This is a genomic window from Nocardia jinanensis, from assembly GCF_014645735.1.
GTDB lineage: Bacteria > Actinomycetota > Actinomycetes > Mycobacteriales > Mycobacteriaceae > Nocardia > Nocardia jinanensis.
Genome location: NZ_BMMH01000006.1, coordinates 213,054 through 229,137, shown reverse-complemented (window position 1 = coordinate 229,137; position 16,084 = coordinate 213,054). Strand labels below are relative to the sequence as shown.

Annotated in this window: 21 protein-coding genes and 1 pseudogene; 15 read left to right on the top strand and 7 right to left on the bottom strand. The window is 67.3% G+C overall.

All coding sequences use genetic code 11. The features are described 5' to 3' along the window. The first annotated feature begins 35 nt into the window (after positions 1-35). Positions 36-689 (top strand): beta-ketoacyl synthase N-terminal-like domain-containing protein, encoded by a 654-nt coding sequence (locus IEY68_RS16550; RefSeq protein WP_229718830.1) that lies wholly within the window; start codon positions 36-38, stop codon positions 687-689. 120 nt (positions 690-809) lie between these two features. Here IEY68_RS16550 and IEY68_RS16545 read toward each other — a convergent pair whose 3' ends face one another. Both IEY68_RS16545 and IEY68_RS16540 read right to left on the bottom strand, forming a co-directional pair. After that, the gene (locus tag IEY68_RS16545) at positions 810-1,121 is read right to left on the bottom strand and encodes a hypothetical protein (protein ID WP_199804964.1); all 312 of its coding nucleotides are present in this window, start codon (positions 1,119-1,121) and stop codon (positions 810-812) included. Between the two features lie 174 nt (positions 1,122-1,295). Further along, positions 1,296-2,105, bottom strand: a complete 810-nt coding sequence (locus IEY68_RS16540; protein WP_058855928.1) for an IclR family transcriptional regulator domain-containing protein — start codon at positions 2,103-2,105, stop codon at positions 1,296-1,298. 197 nt (positions 2,106-2,302) lie between these two features. Here IEY68_RS16540 and IEY68_RS16535 point away from each other — a divergent pair, with 197 nt between their 5' ends. The 9 genes from IEY68_RS16535 to IEY68_RS16495 are packed head-to-tail and all read left to right on the top strand — an operon-like array spanning position 2,303 to position 10,094. Continuing rightward, the gene (locus IEY68_RS16535; protein WP_058855927.1) at positions 2,303-3,427 is read left to right on the top strand and encodes an MFS transporter; all 1,125 of its coding nucleotides are present in this window, start codon (positions 2,303-2,305) and stop codon (positions 3,425-3,427) included. After that, positions 3,421-4,704 carry an aromatic ring-hydroxylating dioxygenase subunit alpha gene (locus IEY68_RS16530; RefSeq protein WP_058855926.1) on the top strand — a complete coding sequence of 428 codons (1,284 nt, stop codon included), beginning with the start codon at positions 3,421-3,423 and terminating at the stop codon, positions 4,702-4,704. The genes IEY68_RS16535 and IEY68_RS16530 overlap by 7 nt, the downstream gene beginning before the upstream one ends. 18 nt (positions 4,705-4,722) lie before the next feature. Continuing rightward, the gene (locus tag IEY68_RS16525; RefSeq protein WP_058855925.1) at positions 4,723-4,935 is read left to right on the top strand and encodes a hypothetical protein; all 213 of its coding nucleotides are present in this window, start codon (positions 4,723-4,725) and stop codon (positions 4,933-4,935) included. Further along, entirely contained in the window at positions 4,932-5,792 is an 861-nt protein-coding gene (locus tag IEY68_RS16520) for an ABC transporter substrate-binding protein (protein ID WP_189094340.1), read from the top strand. The genes IEY68_RS16525 and IEY68_RS16520 overlap by 4 nt, the downstream gene beginning before the upstream one ends. Position 5,793: 1 nt before the next feature. After that, positions 5,794-6,624, top strand: coding sequence for an ABC transporter permease (locus tag IEY68_RS16515; protein WP_063916376.1), 831 nt, complete (start codon positions 5,794-5,796; stop codon positions 6,622-6,624). 32 nt (positions 6,625-6,656) lie between these two features. Next, complete coding sequence (locus IEY68_RS16510; protein ID WP_058855923.1) at positions 6,657-7,529, top strand: ABC transporter ATP-binding protein; 873 nt, start codon at positions 6,657-6,659, stop codon at positions 7,527-7,529. Then, the gene (locus tag IEY68_RS16505; RefSeq protein WP_058855922.1) at positions 7,526-8,644 is read left to right on the top strand and encodes a zinc-dependent alcohol dehydrogenase; all 1,119 of its coding nucleotides are present in this window, start codon (positions 7,526-7,528) and stop codon (positions 8,642-8,644) included. The genes IEY68_RS16510 and IEY68_RS16505 overlap by 4 nt, the downstream gene beginning before the upstream one ends. Beyond that, positions 8,641-9,141, top strand: a complete 501-nt coding sequence (locus IEY68_RS16500; protein ID WP_058855921.1) for a hypothetical protein — start codon at positions 8,641-8,643, stop codon at positions 9,139-9,141. Before IEY68_RS16505 ends, IEY68_RS16500 begins: the two co-directional genes overlap by 4 nt. Next, complete coding sequence (locus tag IEY68_RS16495; protein WP_058855920.1) at positions 9,138-10,094, top strand: PDR/VanB family oxidoreductase; 957 nt, start codon at positions 9,138-9,140, stop codon at positions 10,092-10,094. The genes IEY68_RS16500 and IEY68_RS16495 overlap by 4 nt, the downstream gene beginning before the upstream one ends. Before the next feature lie 13 nt (positions 10,095-10,107). Here the strand turns inward: IEY68_RS16495 and IEY68_RS16490 are convergent, their stop codons facing one another. From IEY68_RS16490 to IEY68_RS37370, 3 genes and pseudogenes are all read right to left on the bottom strand, one after another. Next, positions 10,108-10,890 carry an IclR family transcriptional regulator domain-containing protein gene (locus IEY68_RS16490; RefSeq protein WP_058855919.1) on the bottom strand — a complete coding sequence of 261 codons (783 nt, stop codon included), beginning with the start codon at positions 10,888-10,890 and terminating at the stop codon, positions 10,108-10,110. A 176-nt stretch (positions 10,891-11,066) separates the two neighbouring features. Further along, the gene (locus IEY68_RS16485; protein WP_505784203.1) at positions 11,067-12,095 is read right to left on the bottom strand and encodes a TetR family transcriptional regulator; all 1,029 of its coding nucleotides are present in this window, start codon (positions 12,093-12,095) and stop codon (positions 11,067-11,069) included. A gap of 18 nt (positions 12,096-12,113) precedes the next feature. Then, positions 12,114-12,239 (bottom strand): annotated as a pseudogene (locus IEY68_RS37370) (TetR/AcrR family transcriptional regulator); the annotation flags it as partial. 102 nt (positions 12,240-12,341) lie between these two features. Here IEY68_RS37370 and IEY68_RS37365 point away from each other — a divergent pair. The 5 genes from IEY68_RS37365 to IEY68_RS16465 are packed head-to-tail and all read left to right on the top strand — an operon-like array spanning position 12,342 to position 14,116. After that, on the top strand, positions 12,342-12,554 hold the full coding sequence (locus tag IEY68_RS37365; protein WP_505784202.1) for an SDR family oxidoreductase: 213 nt from the start codon (positions 12,342-12,344) through the stop codon (positions 12,552-12,554). After that, positions 12,505-12,684, top strand: coding sequence for a hypothetical protein (locus tag IEY68_RS36275; RefSeq protein WP_058855918.1), 180 nt, complete (start codon positions 12,505-12,507; stop codon positions 12,682-12,684). The genes IEY68_RS37365 and IEY68_RS36275 overlap by 50 nt, the downstream gene beginning before the upstream one ends. Then, on the top strand, positions 12,674-13,120 hold the full coding sequence (locus IEY68_RS16475) for a phosphotransferase (RefSeq protein WP_058855917.1): 447 nt from the start codon (positions 12,674-12,676) through the stop codon (positions 13,118-13,120). The genes IEY68_RS36275 and IEY68_RS16475 overlap by 11 nt, the downstream gene beginning before the upstream one ends. A 34-nt stretch (positions 13,121-13,154) precedes the next feature. After that, positions 13,155-13,340 (top strand): hypothetical protein, encoded by a 186-nt coding sequence (locus IEY68_RS16470; protein ID WP_156426300.1) that lies wholly within the window; start codon positions 13,155-13,157, stop codon positions 13,338-13,340. Continuing rightward, positions 13,337-14,116, top strand: coding sequence for an alpha/beta hydrolase fold domain-containing protein (locus IEY68_RS16465; RefSeq protein ID WP_058855915.1), 780 nt, complete (start codon positions 13,337-13,339; stop codon positions 14,114-14,116). Before IEY68_RS16470 ends, IEY68_RS16465 begins: the two co-directional genes overlap by 4 nt. 221 nt (positions 14,117-14,337) lie before the next feature. Here the strand turns inward: IEY68_RS16465 and IEY68_RS36270 are convergent, their stop codons facing one another. Together IEY68_RS36270 and IEY68_RS16455 are read right to left on the bottom strand one after the other, a co-directional pair. Then, entirely contained in the window at positions 14,338-15,618 is a 1,281-nt protein-coding gene (locus IEY68_RS36270; RefSeq protein ID WP_063916375.1) for an MFS transporter, read from the bottom strand. A 157-nt stretch (positions 15,619-15,775) separates the two neighbouring features. Further along, positions 15,776-16,084 carry a YciI family protein gene (locus tag IEY68_RS16455; RefSeq protein WP_058855913.1) on the bottom strand — a complete coding sequence of 103 codons (309 nt, stop codon included), beginning with the start codon at positions 16,082-16,084 and terminating at the stop codon, positions 15,776-15,778.

The window sequence follows — 16,084 nt, the reverse complement described above, 5'->3', positions numbered from 1 at the left end:
CTGTACAGCTCTCAGTCAAGATTTGAGGATATTCCGTGGTCGAACCCGGGCATGTAGTCGCCATTGTCGGAATGTCGTGCCGGATGCCGGGCGCCGCCGACCTCGAGAAGTTCTGGCGGCTGCTGCGTGACGGCCGCGACGCCATCGGCACCGCTCCCGCCGACCGTCCGGACATCGATGAGACAGCCGGATTCCTCGATTCGGCCTCGGAATTCGATGCCGACTTCTTCGGGGTACCGCCCAATGAGGCGCGGTCGATCGATCCGCACCAGCTGCTCGGCCTGGAACTGAGCTGGGAGGCATTGGAAGACGCGAGCTACCAAGACCTGCGTGGTGCGCGGGCGGCGATCGAGCTCCGGAATCGGCTCGCCGAGGGAACTGGTATGGCATTGCCGTCGACACTGGTGTTCGACTACCCGACCGCCACCGCGGTCGCGACATTCCTGGGCTCGCACTGGGCAGACAAGTCGACCATCGCCACGGTCGACGACCAGATCGCCGCGCTCCGATCGCTGTTGGCGACACTGCCGTCGGCAGGCGAAAAAGAGCGTCTGGCCGAGCGGATCCGTGCGACGCTGGCCGCAGCCCTGGGGGAGCATGAATCCGATGCCGACGGCGCCCGCGCCGCGGTCGAGGAGGCGAGTGCCGACGAGCTCTTCGCGCTTATCGACCAGCAGATAACACGCTGAGCGGCGATCTCGTGGCCTGAGAACAAGAGCGACTTGCGGCCGGTGGCGGTGAATCCCGCCTCGGCTGAGCGTCGATGACCATTACTGCGATCGTCGGAGGCTTGTACAGCTGGCGGATTCCTACTCGGGCGTCATGGCGCGTCGGATACTTCGGTGGAGCAGGGCCCGGCGCTGCGTATGGAGGTCCTGGGGTTCTTGTGCGGTGGCGGCGTAGACGTTGCTGACCGGTGACCATGCCATCGACATCGCGATGACCATGGCCATGATGTCGAACGGGTCGCCGTGGCGCACCAGTCCGGCCGCTTGTGCGTCGGCGATGGCCCGCAGTGTGGTTGTCGTCGAGGCGGTCGGGTTCGTCGACGAGGTGGCCGGTCGGGCGTCGTTCCAGCCGCGCCCAGGTGGCCGTCTCGGGATTGTCCACGTTCGAGACACGACAGGGTGCCCGGCCGGACGCCGAGGTGGTGCGCGGCCGCGGTGAGCGTGATGTCGCGACCCTGTCGGGTCGGGCGCAGGTCCGTATAGCCGGGCAACCCTATCGGGGCGGGGCACCGGGTGGCCGCTCGGCGAAGCGAGAAGTCCGACCGGTGGAACGGTCTGTCACTCGCGCTAGCTCAGATGAGCCGGATGCACATCCGATCCGATGGCAGCCGCGCATTCGCTCAGGTGGTGACAGATCTCGCCGGTCTCGTCCCATAACTCGTCCTCCCCGGTGTGGGTCGAGATATTGAGCCCGGCCACGACATTGCCTCTTCGGTCGCGTACCGGAGCGGCGAGGGTACTCAGACCCGCGTCGAGTTCTCCGCTGGATCGGCACCAGCCGTTCGCTCGGATCTGGTCGAGTTGTTCGCGCAGGTCCTCCTCCGTCTGGAGAGTGCGGGCGGGGTTGTCACGGTAGGTATCCGAGGCGAGGAACTCCTCCAATCCCTGTCCGGGGAGCCAGGCGAGCATCACGCGTCCGATGGCCGGGAGGTGAGCGGGTAACCGGGTCCCGACATTGATCGAGACGTCCATCAACCGGGGGAGTCCCACGCGGACCAGGTAGACAGCCTCCGGGCCTTCCAGCCGGGCCAGTGACGCGGTGTGTCCGGTCCGGTGCGCGAGCGATTCGCAGTGTGGTCGTGCAACCTCTGCCAGGGACAGGCGCGACTGCTGTGGGTAGCCGAGGTCGAGCAGCCGTGCTGTGGGGGCGAAGCGATGGCCGTCGAACCGTATGTGGCCCGCGGCCATCAGGGTGCGCAGCAGTCGCCGGGTCGCCGATCTGCTGATACCGCTGCGGGCGGCGACCTGGTCCAGGGTGAGCGCCGGATTGCCGGCGTCGAATACCCGGATCACTGCCAGGCCCCGCTGCAGCGATTGCACCAGGTCGCGCGCGGAGCGTGGCGCGGCCTGGACCTCGCCGGTTATGGATTCCGCCATGCGTACGAGTCTACTGATTTTCGGAACACAATGCCGACATGCCTTGACCGGCTGTGACCTGCGTGACATGCTGAGCCGCGGAAAACAAACACTTGTACGCAGAGTGGAATGAAACATTGGGTATTCGAAATCCGCCCAGACGTACCAGCCCCCTTGATGAAAGCGGCGCGGTGCTATGGGTTGCGCTGGCTGCATGCATGGGCGTGGGGCCGTTGGTCCTCTACGCGTTCACCGCGGTCTCGCCGCTGGTGATCGGCGACCTCGGGCTCACACCGACCCAGTACGGTGCGGTTTCCGCGATCGCCTTCGCGTCGGCGGCCGGGACCGCACTCCTGCTGGGGCGGCGCACATCGAGGGTCGAGGCCGGCACGCTCATGGTCGCGATCTCGCTCGGCGCGGCCCTCGGGATCCTGCTGCTCGCGGTTGCCACCTCCTATGTCGTGGTGGTGGCCGCCGCGGTGGTGGCCGGCGCCGCCCAGGCGCTGTCCAATCCGGCCACGAACCGGATGGTTGCCGGCCTCGCGCCCGACCGCCGGGGCGCATTGATCGGCTGGAAACAGTCCGGAGTGCAGATGAGCCAGTTCGCGGCGGGCCTGTTGACCCCCTCCCTTGCGGTGCTCGCCGGTTGGCGGGTCGCGGTGGCCTGCTGCCTGCTGGTGGCGGTGATCGGCGTGCTGAGCGCGCGCCGGGTGCGTCGTGCCACGGTGGTCCGGCCGCCCGATCCGGAGCAGGGTACCGACGCGGTCTCGGTGCCGATGCTCACCGCGTACATCTTCTTCATGGGTTTCGGTCTGCAGGCGACCAACGCCTACACGCCGCTCTTCGCACACCAGCGTCTGGGTTTCGGGGTTCGCACCGCCGGGCTGACAGCAGCGATGATCGGCGTTGTCGGGCTTTCGAGCCGGATCTGGTGGGGCCGGCGCTCGGATCGACAGGAGCTCGCGCCCTCGACCTTCACGGTGCTGGCCCTCGGCTCGGCGGCCGGTGTGGCGCTTGTGCTGTCGGCGGTATGGGCCGGCGCCTGGGCGGTCTGGGTGGGTGCCGGTGTTTTCGGCGCGGCTGCGCTGGCGTCCAATTCCGTGACGATGTCCGCCTTGGTCCGCAGCGTGCCGCCGGCCCGTCTCGGCGCCGCGACAGCCCTGCTCGTCACCGGACTCTACCTGGGTTTCGCGACCGGTCCGCTCGTCTTCGGCCTGGTGCTCGGCCACGCGTTGTCCTTCGAGCTCGCCTGGCTCCTACCACTGGCGGCCTTTGCGGTCGCCGCTGTCCTCGGCTGCCTCACCGGTCAGTCTCGTCCCCAGTTGAAAGGCACACCATGCTGACTCGCGAACAGAACGAACTACTCACCCGCACCGGACCCGGTACGCCGATGGGTGACCTGTTCCGCCGGTATTGGATCCCGGCGCTGCTCGCCGATGAGGTCGCCGAGCCCGACTGCGACCCGGTGCGGGTCACCTTGCTCGGTGAGCAGCTGATCGCGTTCCGTGACACGCAGGGTCGCCTCGGCCTGATCGACGAATTCTGCAGTCACCGCACCGCCTCGCTCTTCTTCGGGCGTAACGAGGAGTGCGGACTCCGGTGCGCGTACCACGGCTGGAAGTACGACGTGGACGGCAACTGCGTCGATATGCCCTCCGAGCCGGAGGGCACGAAAATGCGCGAAAAAGTCAAACAGCGTGCGTACAAGACCGTGGCGGCCGGTGGCGTGATCTGGGCGTATATGGGCCCGGCGGACAAGGAGCCACCGCTACCCGATCTGGAGTGGATGTCGCTGCGCCCGGCTCAGCGTTTCATCTCCAAGCGGCGCCAGTTCAGCAATTACCTGCAGGCGATGGAGGGCGGTATCGACTCGAGCCATGTTTCTTTCGCCCATCGCTACAACCTCGACAACGACCCGCTGCACAGCGGCACCGAGGGCAACAGGTATCTCAAGGCGGACACCCGTCCGAAATTCGAGGTGGCCGAGTCCGACGGCGGGCTGCTGATCGGTGCCCGCCGCAACGCGGACGAAGAGCACTTCTACTGGCGCGTCACGCAGTGGATGATGCCGTGGTACACGATCATTCCGCCGTTCGGCACCCACAATCCGCTCGGCGGCCACGCCTGGGTTCCGATCGACGACGAGACGTGCTGGGCCTGGAGCTGGAACTATCACCCCACCGAGGACTTCGACGAAGCCACGCTCGAGGCCCTGGCCAGTGGTGACGGTATCCATGTGAAGTACAAGCCCGGCACCTACGATCCGCTGGCGGAGAAGGCCAACGACTATCTGATCGACAGAGGTGCGCAGCGCCGCCGCGAATCCTTCTCCGGCATCGCCGGAATCGCCGCGCAGGACTTCTCGCTGCAGGAGTCGATGGGCGCAATCTGTGATCGCACCAAAGAGCGCCTCGGTACCAGCGACGCGGCCATCATCCTGGCCCGACGCCGCCTGCTGGCGGCAATGGAAGATCTCGGGTCCGACGGCCTGCCCGGTCTCGACCCCGCGCACACCCGAGTGCGCTCCACCTCGATGGTGCTGCCGAAGCAGGTTCCGTTCCAAGAGGGGACCGCCGAGGCGACCAGAGTCACGCCCGGCGAGAACTTCGTCTCCGTCTGAGCGGTCCAGGGAGAAGATATGCAGAAACGACCATGGCGCATACGCGCGGTAGCGGCCGCGCTGGCCGCCACCGCGGCGGCAGCGCCGCTCACCGCGTGCTCGACGAGCGCTGCCGGAGCTACTTCCTGCGCGGGTGTCGGAATCGACGCGGGCATCGTCAGCAGTCTGTCCGACGCGATCCTCTACATCGCCGACGGAAGGGATATTTCGCCGACGAAGGCATGGAAGTGAACTTGCGCTCGTTCAAGTCCGCCGGCGAGATGATCCCCTATCTCGCGGCGGGGCACCTCGATGTGGGTGCTGGTGCCCCTTCCGCCGGGTTCTACAACGGGATCGCGCGGGATATCGACATCAAAATCGTTGCCGACAAAGGCAAGCTGGTCACCGACCACAACTACATGCCGCTCCTGGTTCGTAAGGACCTGGTCGAGTCCGGCAGGGTGAAGACGCCCGCGGACCTCGCGGGGCTCACGGTCGCTGAGCCGGCGCCGGGAACGGCGACATCATCGACTCTGGGCTCCGTGCTCGCCGCGCACGGACTGGGGTACAACGACGTCGGCCACACCTTCCTCGGGTTCGCCGACCACGTGGCCGCGTTCCAGAACGGTTCGATCGACGCGGCGATGACCACCGAACCGGCCGCCACCTCGGCCCTGCGAGCAGGTTCGGCGGTGAAACTGGCCGACTCCACCGAGGTCTACAACGATCAGCAGCTCGCGGTGCTGCTCTACAGCGGCGACTTCATCGGAGAGCAGGGGGCGTCCGCCCAGTGCTTCATGAATGCCTACGTGCGTGCGGCGCGGGATTACAGCGCGGCGGTGGCGGGCGGCAGCTGGGACGGGCCGGGTGCGGGCGAGATCGTCGACATCGTGTCCGCGGGGACCGGCCTGGATCCGGCGATCATCGTGAAAACAGTTCCGGGGTACGTCGACCCGGACGCGATCCCCAACAAGAAGAGTTTGCAGCGGGACTACCAGTTCTTCACCGACCAGGGCCTGTATCGCGGCGATACGGCTGTCGACTTCGGCTCGCTGGTCGACACCAGCTTCGTCGACAAGGCGGCGCGGACCGTGCCGAAGGGACAATGACATGACAGCAACGATCATCGACGCACCGGTCGCGGCCGAGGCTGCCGCGACGCCGCGGCGCCGCCCAGCGCTCGGCCGTACCGCGCAGCGCGCGATCTCGGTCCTCACTCCCGTCGTGATCCTGGTGGTGTGGGAGCTGCTGGCCCGCACCGGCGTGATCGACGAACGGTTCTACCCCGCACCCACCGCGATCTTCAGCGCTCTGTGGGACCAGGCCGCCAGTGGTGAGCTGTGGGAACAGTCCGCGGTGAGTATCGGCCGTCTCCTGGTGGGCATTGTGCTCGGCACCGTTCCCGCGGTCCTGATCGGCGTGGCGATGGGGCTGTCCCGGGTGGTCCGCGCCGCGCTGAAGCCGCTGATATCCGGGCTGTACCCCATCCCGAAGAGCGCCGTGTTCCCACTCTTCCTGCTCTTCTTCGGCCTGGGTGAGTGGACGACCTACTGGTTCGTCGCCGTGGGCGCCTTCTTCCCGGTGGTGATCAACACCGCCGCGGGCGTCGCGAATGTCTCCAGCGTCTACTACGACGTTTCCGACAACTTCGGTGCCAGTCGCTGGCAGGTCTTCCGCAGCGTGGCGATCCCGGGTGCGATGCCGAGCATCATCACCGGAATCGAGCTCGGCGCCGGAATGGGCCTGATCATGCTGTCCATCGCGGAGATGATGGGCGGCGCGGGATCCGGTTGGGGCTTCATGGTGTGGAACTCCTTCCAGCTCTTCGCCATCGATGCGATGTATGCCTACCTGCTGGTCTTCGCGGTGGTCGGCTTCGGAGTCGCCATGATCGTCGGCGCGATCGGCCGCAAACTCACCCCGTGGATCACGCGAGACTGACGCGCTCCACTCAACGATCGGAACCACTTCTCATGTCCCACATCGCTACGCCGGGGACGGCGTCGACCACGCCGGACCATGCCGGCAGCAAACTCGCGATCCGTAACCTCAGCAAGCGTTTCACTGTTCCCGGTGGCCACGTCGTCACGGCACTCGAATCCTTCGACCTGGATGTCCCGCAGGGGCAGTTCCTCGTGATCGTCGGGCCCAGTGGCTGCGGGAAGACCACCTTCCTGCGCATGCTCGCCGGCCTGGAGGAGCCGACCGAGGGCACCATCGAAATCGCCGGCGGCACCGCGGGAAGGCCGGAGAATTCCATGGTCTTCCAGGGGGACACGATCTTTCCCTGGATGACCGTGTGGGGAAACGCGGCCTACGGATTGACCATGCGCGGCGTGCCGAAGGCCGAGATCGAAGAGACCGTCGGTCACTACCTGGACAAGACCGGCCTGACGAAGTTCGCCGCGGCATACCCGCACCAGCTGTCCGGCGGTATGCGCCAGCGCGTATCGATCGCTCGAGCGTTCGCCAACGACCCGGAGATCCTGCTGATGGACGAGCCGTTCTCAGTGTTGGACGAACAGAACAAAACGCTGCTGCAGGCCGAGCTGCTGCGGATCTGGGACGAGACCCGGAAAACGGTCGTCTTCATCACCCACTCGGTCGACGAGGCGGTCACCATCGGCGACCGGATCATGGTGATGAGTGCACAGCCCGGGCAGGCGAAGGCCTTCATCGATGTCCCGTTCGAGCGGCCGCGTGATGTCCTCGAGCTGCGTCACAAACCCGAATACGGCGCCATCGTCTACGACATCTGGCAACAGTTGCGCGAAGAGGTCGAACGGGCGAAGCAGCAGGCCGAGGCGAAGAAAACGCCGGCCAAGCGCGGGTGGTTCCGGCGATGAGCAATCTTGTCGTGCGGGCCGCCGTCAGCGACGGGAAGGGCGACACCGCCGTACGGACGCGGGTGCTCTCCGATCGGGTCAGCCGGCTGCGGGTGGAATCCTCCGCGGTCTGCGGTACCGATGTGACCCTGCATGGTGGTGGACTGAAGAAACCGGCGGTCCTCGGCCATCACACCATCGGCCGGGTCGAGCATCTGACCGACGGCGACGCCGTGGCCCTCGGCATCGAGATCGGAACCCGGGTCGCGGTCGAAGAGTACGTGGGGTGTGGTGAATGCGCCGACTGCCGGGCCGGTCGTTACCGGCTGTGCCCCAGCGTCGACCTGTGGACCGGCGGCGAACGGGTCGGGATGATCCCGGCCGATCGCGGCTCGGGGCTGCACGGCGGCAACGCCGAGTATCTGGAGTTGAGCGCGCACCATGCGCTGCACCCGCTGCCCGAACACCTCACCGTCGACGAGGCGGCGTGGACCCTCCCGCTGGCCAATGCTGTCGACTGGACCCTGGACGCCGGTGGTGTCGGCCCGGGTGCCACGGCGGTCGTCATCGGACCGGGCTACCACGGCCTCGCCTGCGTGGCCGCGGCCGTGGCCGGGGGTGCGGAATCGGTGACGGTGCTCGGTCTGCCGAGCGATACCGCGCGCCTGGATATGGCCCGCGGGCTGGGGGCGCACGCGGAGTTCAGTGACGACACCGTGGTCGAGCGCGTGCTCGGCCGGGCCGGTCGTGCCGACGCCGTCATCGACACCATCGGGTCACCCCAGACCGTGGCGACCGCGCTGCGCCTGCTCGGCCGGTTCGGTGTCCTGGTGCTCGGCGGACTGAGCGGCGGTGAGGCCGCGCTCGACCCTGGTGCGATCGTACGCAACCTGCTGACCGTGCGCGGGGTCCGCGGCCGCTCGCCGGGGGCCGTGCGCCGGGCCGTCGGCCTGCTGGATTCGCGTAGTACCCGACTGGAAACCGTTGAGTCCCAGCATATTCCGCTCGACCTGGTGGGCCGGACCCTGCGGGCGATGGGCTCGCGCACCGGGCCCGCGACACCGCACGTGGTCGTCTCGCCCTGGCTCTCGGCCGACGCCACCACCACACGTCCTGCTGCGGAGGCAACCACATGAATCCACTACGCCGCTCCTATGAGGCGCGGGTGCTCGTCGTCCCGCTCGGCGCCGGCAGCGCGCTCCTGACCGACGATCTGGCCGCGCTCGGTGTCGACGGTATCCGCATCCTGAGTAACCCCGATCCGGTGCGGGCACTGACCGAGCCACTGGGCAGCTGCGCCTGGGAACCGCCCGTCCCCGCCGGCACCGGCGAGGTGACCAGGTCGGCCGATATGGTCGTCCTGATCGGCACCGACCTGTCCGACGTCCCCGAATCGGTTGTGCGCGAGGTCTGCGCGGCCGGACGCGAAGGTGGCGATCTCCTCGCCGCGGTGCTGGTGGACCCGCAGAACTGGACGGACCCGGCCGGTGCCTCCGCCATGGTCACCTTGCGCCACGAAGTCGATATGGTGATCTCCGTCCGCGGTCCGCGGTTGCTTGCCGGGTTGCTCGACGTCCTGCGCGGCGGTGCACGCTCCGAGACCGGATCGGCCGCGGCAGAGGTGTCGGCATGACCGCGCAGCGGGAATTCATCGAGGTCACCGTCCGGCAGGCCACACTGGAGGCCGACGGTGTCATTTCGCTGGAGATGGTTCCCGACAGCGGCTTGTTGCCGGCGTGGGAGCCGGGCTCACATCTGGACATCATGCTGCCGTCCGGGCTGATCCGCCAGTACAGCCTGTGCAGCCCGCCGGGGGACCCGAGCTACTACCGGATCGCCGTGTTGCGGGAAAACGACGGTCGCGGTGGGTCCGCCGAGCTCCACGACACCATGCTGGTGGGGCGCAAGGTCGGGATTCGCGGGCCGCGCAACCACTTTCCGCTGGAGCCGTCGCCGCGGTATCTGTTCATCGCCGGCGGCATCGGCATCACACCGATGCTGGCCATGGTGATCCGGGCGGAGCGGGAGAAGTCACCCTACGAACTGGTGTATGTCGGCCGCGACCTGGAGTCGATGGCGTTCCGGCGGAAACTGGCGACCGGCCCGCACGTCAAGGTGCTGGTGAGTGCGGAGACCGGCCGTCCCGACCTCGCCGAGCTCGTCGGCTCGGTCACCGAGGAAACCCTGATCTATGCCTGCGGTCCTGCCGGGCTGCTCGCAGATCTCGAAAAGGCCTGTGAGCAGGCCGGGCGCGCCGGCCAACTACGACTCGAGCGCTTCGAGGCCAATGGGGCGGCCGCGGCGGAGGCAGCCGCGGGCGACTCGTTCGAGGTCGAGTTGAAAAGATCCGGAACAGTGTTGACGGTGGGTCCCGACGATCTCATGCTCGATGTCATTCGCGATTCCTGTCCGGACCTGATGACCTCGTGCGAAGAAGGTTTCTGCGGGACCTGCGAGACAAAGGTCCTCGACGGCGAGCCGGAACATCACGACACCATTCTCAGCGAGAAGGAGCGGTCCACCGGCAAGACGATGATGGTCTGTGTCGGCCGTTCGAAGTCGCCCCGGCTCGTCCTCGACCTCTGACCGATCCTCGGTTTCATTCCGCGCCTGCGGTCAGCGCGGCGCTGATCGCGGCCGAGGTATCGAGGAGCCGAGGCAGGATCGACTCACGTAACTGTTCCAGCGATGTCCGGGTGACGTGCGTGGAAACGTTCACCGCGGCGACGGCGCGGCCGTCCTTCCCGCGCACCGGGGCGGCGACCGAGCGGAGGACGGGATCGAGCTCCTGGTCGGCGATGGCGTAACCATCCGTGCGGGCGGTGGCGATCATGCGCGCGACGCTGTCCGGATCGGTCTGGGTGCGTCCGGTGAGTGGCTCGGCATGGAGGTCGGACAGAAAGGTATGCAAACGTTCGTCGTCGAGATCGGCGAGCAGCACCCGCCCGGTCGAGGTAGCGAACGCGGGCAACCGCGTCCCGACCGCGATGTTCACCCGCAACACCCGGGAAGCCTTCACCCGGTCCACGTACACCACGCTGTCGCCGTCGAGAACTGTCAGTGAACAGGTATCGCGGACTTCGTGCGCGAGGGAGGCCAGATAGGAGTGCGCGATGGCGGGAAGTCCGAGACAATCCAGATAGGTGTCGCCCAGTTCCATGATCTTCGGCCGCAGCCAGAAGGTGGGGCCGTTCGTGGCCACATACCCCATATGCTCGAGCGTGAGCAGAAACCGTCGAGCCGTGGCACGAGTGGTGTCGACCGCTCGGGCGACCTCCGCCAGGGTCAACGGCTCCTCGCTGCTGCCCAGAATGTCGAGCACCTCGAGCCCGCGCAACAGGGAGGTCACCAGCTCTTCGTCCGGTGCGGTCGTACGGCTCACGCCTGAATTCTAGCCGCGTCGGCCGTCGGAACACGCTCGGCGCGGCTCTACCCCGGTGGTAGTGGCCGCCCGGCGCTACCGAACTCTAGTGATGTTCAGCCATTTCTTGTGCGCCTTTGCTGGTCATTCCAGGTATCGGTGGCGCTGATCAGGCTGTCGTCTACTGCTCCTCCTTCCTACCGTAAGCCATCCGCACACCGGTTCTCGACGCCCCCAGGTAGCACCATCGCGTGCGCGATGGCGGTCAGGGCCGCGACGATCGCCGGTTGTTCCCGGTATTCGGGGGTCTGGGAAATATCCGTGATGACGCCGATTGTCGCTTTGGCGAGTGACCGTGCGTCTTCGCCGGTGAGTCGGTCGGATCGGGCGAGGAGAGCGTGCTCCCATTCAGCGACGTATTCGCGCTGAGTCGCTTGGAGTGCGGCCTGTTCCTCTTCGGACAAGTACAGGAGATCTGTGGCGAGGATTTTCATGATCCGCCCGTGCAGGCCCATCGCCTGCCGGATATAGGTGTCGATCAGGGCGCCGAGCACTTCCTGCGGTTCACGGACGGGCGCGAGGGCGTCGGCGGTCACGTATAGCAGACCTTCGGCGCCGCGCTTCAGGATGGCGCGGAGTACATCGGACTTGCTGTCCGCGGATTGATAGAACGTGCTCACCGATATCTGCGCGGCCGCCGCGATATCGTCGATCCGGACGTCATAGAAGCCGCGCTCGTCGAACAGGTCGGCAGCGGCCGCGAGGATGCGCTCGCGCCGTCCGGCGGGGCGGCGGTGCACCGTGATCTCAGGCGGCGTGCTGTCGGCATCTCGTTCCGGGAGATAACAGCCGACGATCGCCCGGGCGACGGTCGATTGGATCTGTTTCAACCGATCTGGCGTGAGTTTGCCGCGGATACCACTGGTATTCGAATACATGGTGAGAACGGCGAATCCGAGCAGTTCGGCATCCCGCTGTGCCAGTTCGGGGCGGACGCCCATGATGCTCGCCGCAATCCGGCCGCCGAAGTGGGAGAAGTGAGTGCGGAACACCTCTCGCTGCTCGGGCTCGAGGTGGCGTTGCTCCCGCCGCCACAGGGTGGCCTCGTCGCGCTCGGCGGTCAGGTCGCCGAATCCGTCCAGCAGCAGGTCCAGCCGCTCCAGCGGGGTGGTGCCCTCGTTGTCCGCGCGCTCTCCGAGTTCCTCGACGATCCGGGTCTGCCGCATAAGGGCTGCCACGAGGATGTCGTGTTTGCCCTTGAAATGGCGGTAGACCGCAGGGCCGGTCAGGCCCACCGCCGCACCGATTTGCTCGATACCGACATTCTGGTAGCCCTGGGTCCGGAAGAGTTCGCCCGCGGCTTCCGCGATCTGCTCGGCCCGGCGGCCTCGGCGCGGGGACCGGGGCGCGGTCGAGCCGCGGCGCGCGGCGCGGAACTGACCGACCTGGCGGACAGTTCGCCGTTCGGCCGGGTGTGCACCCCCGAGGACGTGGCGGGCGCGGTGGCGTTCCTGGTCTCCGGCGACGCCGGTTACATCACCGGGCAGCGGCTCACCGTGGACGGCGGCGGCCCCGATACGAGTTGTTCTGCTGGACGCTTTCCTGGACGATCTGACCGCGGCACTGGACGGCGCCGTGGGCGCCGCGGGCACGCTGCGCCTCGGCGCGGTGGACCGGCGCGGTGAGGGCAACTCGTGGGAGACCTATCTGGTCGGCGCAGTATGGGACGGCCCGGCCGGGCCCGGTTCGGTCGATTACGCGGTGAAGCGCAGGCCGCTGCGCGGGTATCGTCGCCGACTACGACGTGGACCGTGAGGTTGCGTTGCTGGGTGCCGCCGCCGCGATCGGGCTGCCGGTGCCCGCGGTGATCACTCACGAGTCGCGACGTTCCCGCGGGTTCTTCGTGATGGAGAAGGTGTCCGGGATGATCCCGTTGCCCGGCACCGTCTCCCGCCTGATCCCGGACCCGGCCCGCCGCGAGGACCTGGGCCGTCAGGTGGCCCGCGCCATGGCCCGGTTGCACGGCGCCGACCCGGACTCGCTGGGCCTGACCTGCCTGGGCGTGGTACCCGATGCCGCCCGTACCGGGGCTGTCGAGAACGCGACCTGGACCAGGAGGTACCACGAGGTGGCCGATATCCGGATCCCGGTACTGGACCTCGCGCTGGCCTGGCTGGAGCACCGGCCGGATCGGCTGGGACGCCGAACGTCTCGGCGTCGTCTGTGCGCGCACCGAAAACTTGGCCCGTGAACTCGGCATGCCGTCGCACGAGGACCTACCGAGTGTGGCAGTACTGCGCGAGCGCCGTGCCGCCGTGGCCGAGGTGCTCGCCGGGACCTACCGCGACGACCCACCCGGTCCGCGGCCGGTGCTCGCAGCGGTCGGCCGGTTCACCGCCGAGGATGTGGCCGATCAGATCACCGGTGCGCTGCGCGGTGCGTTCACGGTGCCGGAAGGAGACGATCGATGACCGAACCGGAGCCCCTGGCGGCCGAGGATGTCGCGCTGCGGCGTGCCGAGGCGGCGTTCGCCGCCGTCTTCGGCGACGGCACATTATCGCTCGCGCAGTTGCGGCACAACCTGGACGCCATGATGCTCGAGGCACCGCTGCCGTCCGGGGTCACGGTGACCGAGGAGGTGGCCGGCGGCGTCCCGTGCCTGCGTGTGGTCGCCGGCCCGGTCGCCGGTGACCGTGTCCTGGTGTGGTTTCACGGCGGCGGATATGTCATGGGCAGCCCGCACGGTTACCGGGCAGCGGCCGCGGTGCTGGCCGAAACGCTCGGCGCAGCGGTGCTGTTACCGGATTATCGCCTGGCGCCGGAGTATCCGTTCCCTGCCGCACTGGACGACGCCGGCCGGGTGCTGGAGGCCGTACTCGCCGCAAATCGGCCCGAAGATGTGCTGGTGGGTGGTGATTCGGCGGGCGGCGGTCTGGCACTCGCCGCACTGAGCGGAGCGCGGGACCGCGGTGCCGCGCTGCCCGCCGCCGTGGTGGTGGTCTCCCCGCTGGCCGACTTCACCGGTTCCGGGGCCAGCGTCACCGAGAACAGCGGGATCGATCCGGTGATCAGCGCACGCGCGCTGCGTGGGCTCGCCACAAGCTATCTGCGGGGCCACGACCTCCGTGATCCCCGGGCCTCTCCGGTATTCGATGACTTCGACGGGTTGCCGCCGATCCTTTTCCTGGCCAGCGAGCGCGAAGCGCTGCGCGACGGTTCGCGACAACGGCCGCCCTCGCCTTCATGATCCGGCACACGTCCGGATTCGTGGAGGTCGCGGTCGGCGGCGACGACTGCGCCCGATTGCATCTGCCCTCCATGTGGAGCCTGTATGGCCGACGTGGACGAATGTCGCGAACTCGCCGCCGAACTGGATATCGCAGTGCGGGGCTGAGCCCCCGAATACCGAACCGGTCGAAAGGCGGATGTATGGTGGCGCCGGCGTCCCGTTCCGGTGGTACCGCATTCTTATGGCCTGGCGTCGGCCGCCCCCGGCAGTGCATCGGAGCCATGGATCGGACGCGCACGGTGCTGGCAGAGCATGACCGATCCGCTCAGGAGCACGGCTACGCCGCTGAACGAGACAGCGAGGACGGTGAACGAGGTAGACCGCAGCTCCGTCATTCCTAGTAGGAAAGTACCTGTCGCGGTTCCGGCGTAGAGTGCCGAGTTGTTCCAGGCGACCGCAGGAGCCCGCAGATCGCCCATTGTTGCGGTCAGGTACTCCTGACTGGTACTGACATAGGCCGACCCGGCCGCGAAGGTTATGACCCATCCGAAGACGCTGATCCACACGGTTTCCGAGCTGGTGGCGGCGAACAGCGCCAACGCCATCACCGAGGCGTAGCCGACGTTCAATGCGAACTGGCTTCGACCGGCTCGGTGAAAGATATCGACCGAATACCCTGCCAGCAACGCTCCGATCATCGATCCGGTCCCCACCGCAGCACCTATGAGACCGAGTTGGATGGTGTCGAACCCGAAGCGGGACAAGAGCAGGGCGCCGGCAAAGGTGTAGGTGGCGTACCGGGCTGCCTGGGCGAAGAAGTTCGCGGATACCACCAAGGTGAAATCGCGGCTCTTCCACAACCCGGCCGAGGCGACGATAACGCTCCATGCCCTCCGGCCTCGTGGCGGAATACGTGACTCGCCGGTCACTTTGAGGCCGATGAGCAGGATGACAGCCGATGCGGCCAACCCGACCGCGGCGAATACCCATCGCCAGCTCGCGTTGTCGGCGACCAGCGCGCCGGCCGGTACACCAAGGATCTGACCTGCGGCGAAGAACGCGGACACACGGGAAACAGCGCGGCCGCGTTCTGGCGGAGCCGCGGTCTCCGTGACATAGGACCACACCGCAGGACCCATCAATGCCGCACCGAGACCGGCGAGCACACGTCCCATGAGCAGAAATTCGAATCGGGGCGCTGCCGCACAGAGCAGTTCCCCACCGACGAACACAATAGCTCCGCCGACTATGGCGGCCTTACGGGTCGAACCGTCCGATAGCGCTCCGATCAGGGGACTCGCCGCAGCGTAGGTCACAGCGAAGGCGGACACCGACATAGCCGCCACCGGTGTGGTGGTGCCGAATTCGGTCGCCAATAAGGGAATCAGCGGGGAGAGGACGAACATCTCGGCACCCAGCAGAAAGAAGAGCATGCTGACCATCGCATGTCTTCCCCATGGGGTGCCGAATTGCCCCGCATCGACGACTTCCACTCGGCCGGGCAGTGATTCGGCTGCCATGCCACTCCTTCACATTCTCGAGACCCCGGCAGCGGCGCGAGTTGTCCGCGTGCCGACCGCTTCACAGCCACGTCCGACGGCGGCAGCTCGTGGTTCGCGCGTCTCGGGCGGCGAATCGGGCCGACAACCCGGCCGCAGCACGAGGCTGCCGATATCACTACGGGGTGCGCCCTCGCGGGTCGGTCGCCCAGGGTCCGATCATCGGGATCCATTCGGTGACTTCGTACGACGCGACGTACCCGCGAAGGTAGAACGGGTCCGCTTCGATGACGGCGACAACGTCGCGCCTTCGGCGGGCCGAATACACCATGGCCGCGCCGGCCTCCTCTCCCGGGGCGAAAGGGCCGGATCCGAGGATCAATCCGCGGTCCGCGGCCGCGGCCAGATGATCCTTGTGCGCGGGCCGGTGCTCGTCTCGGCCTGCGGTGTCGTCGCTGTACCGATACCGGACGAGAAAGAACGCCAC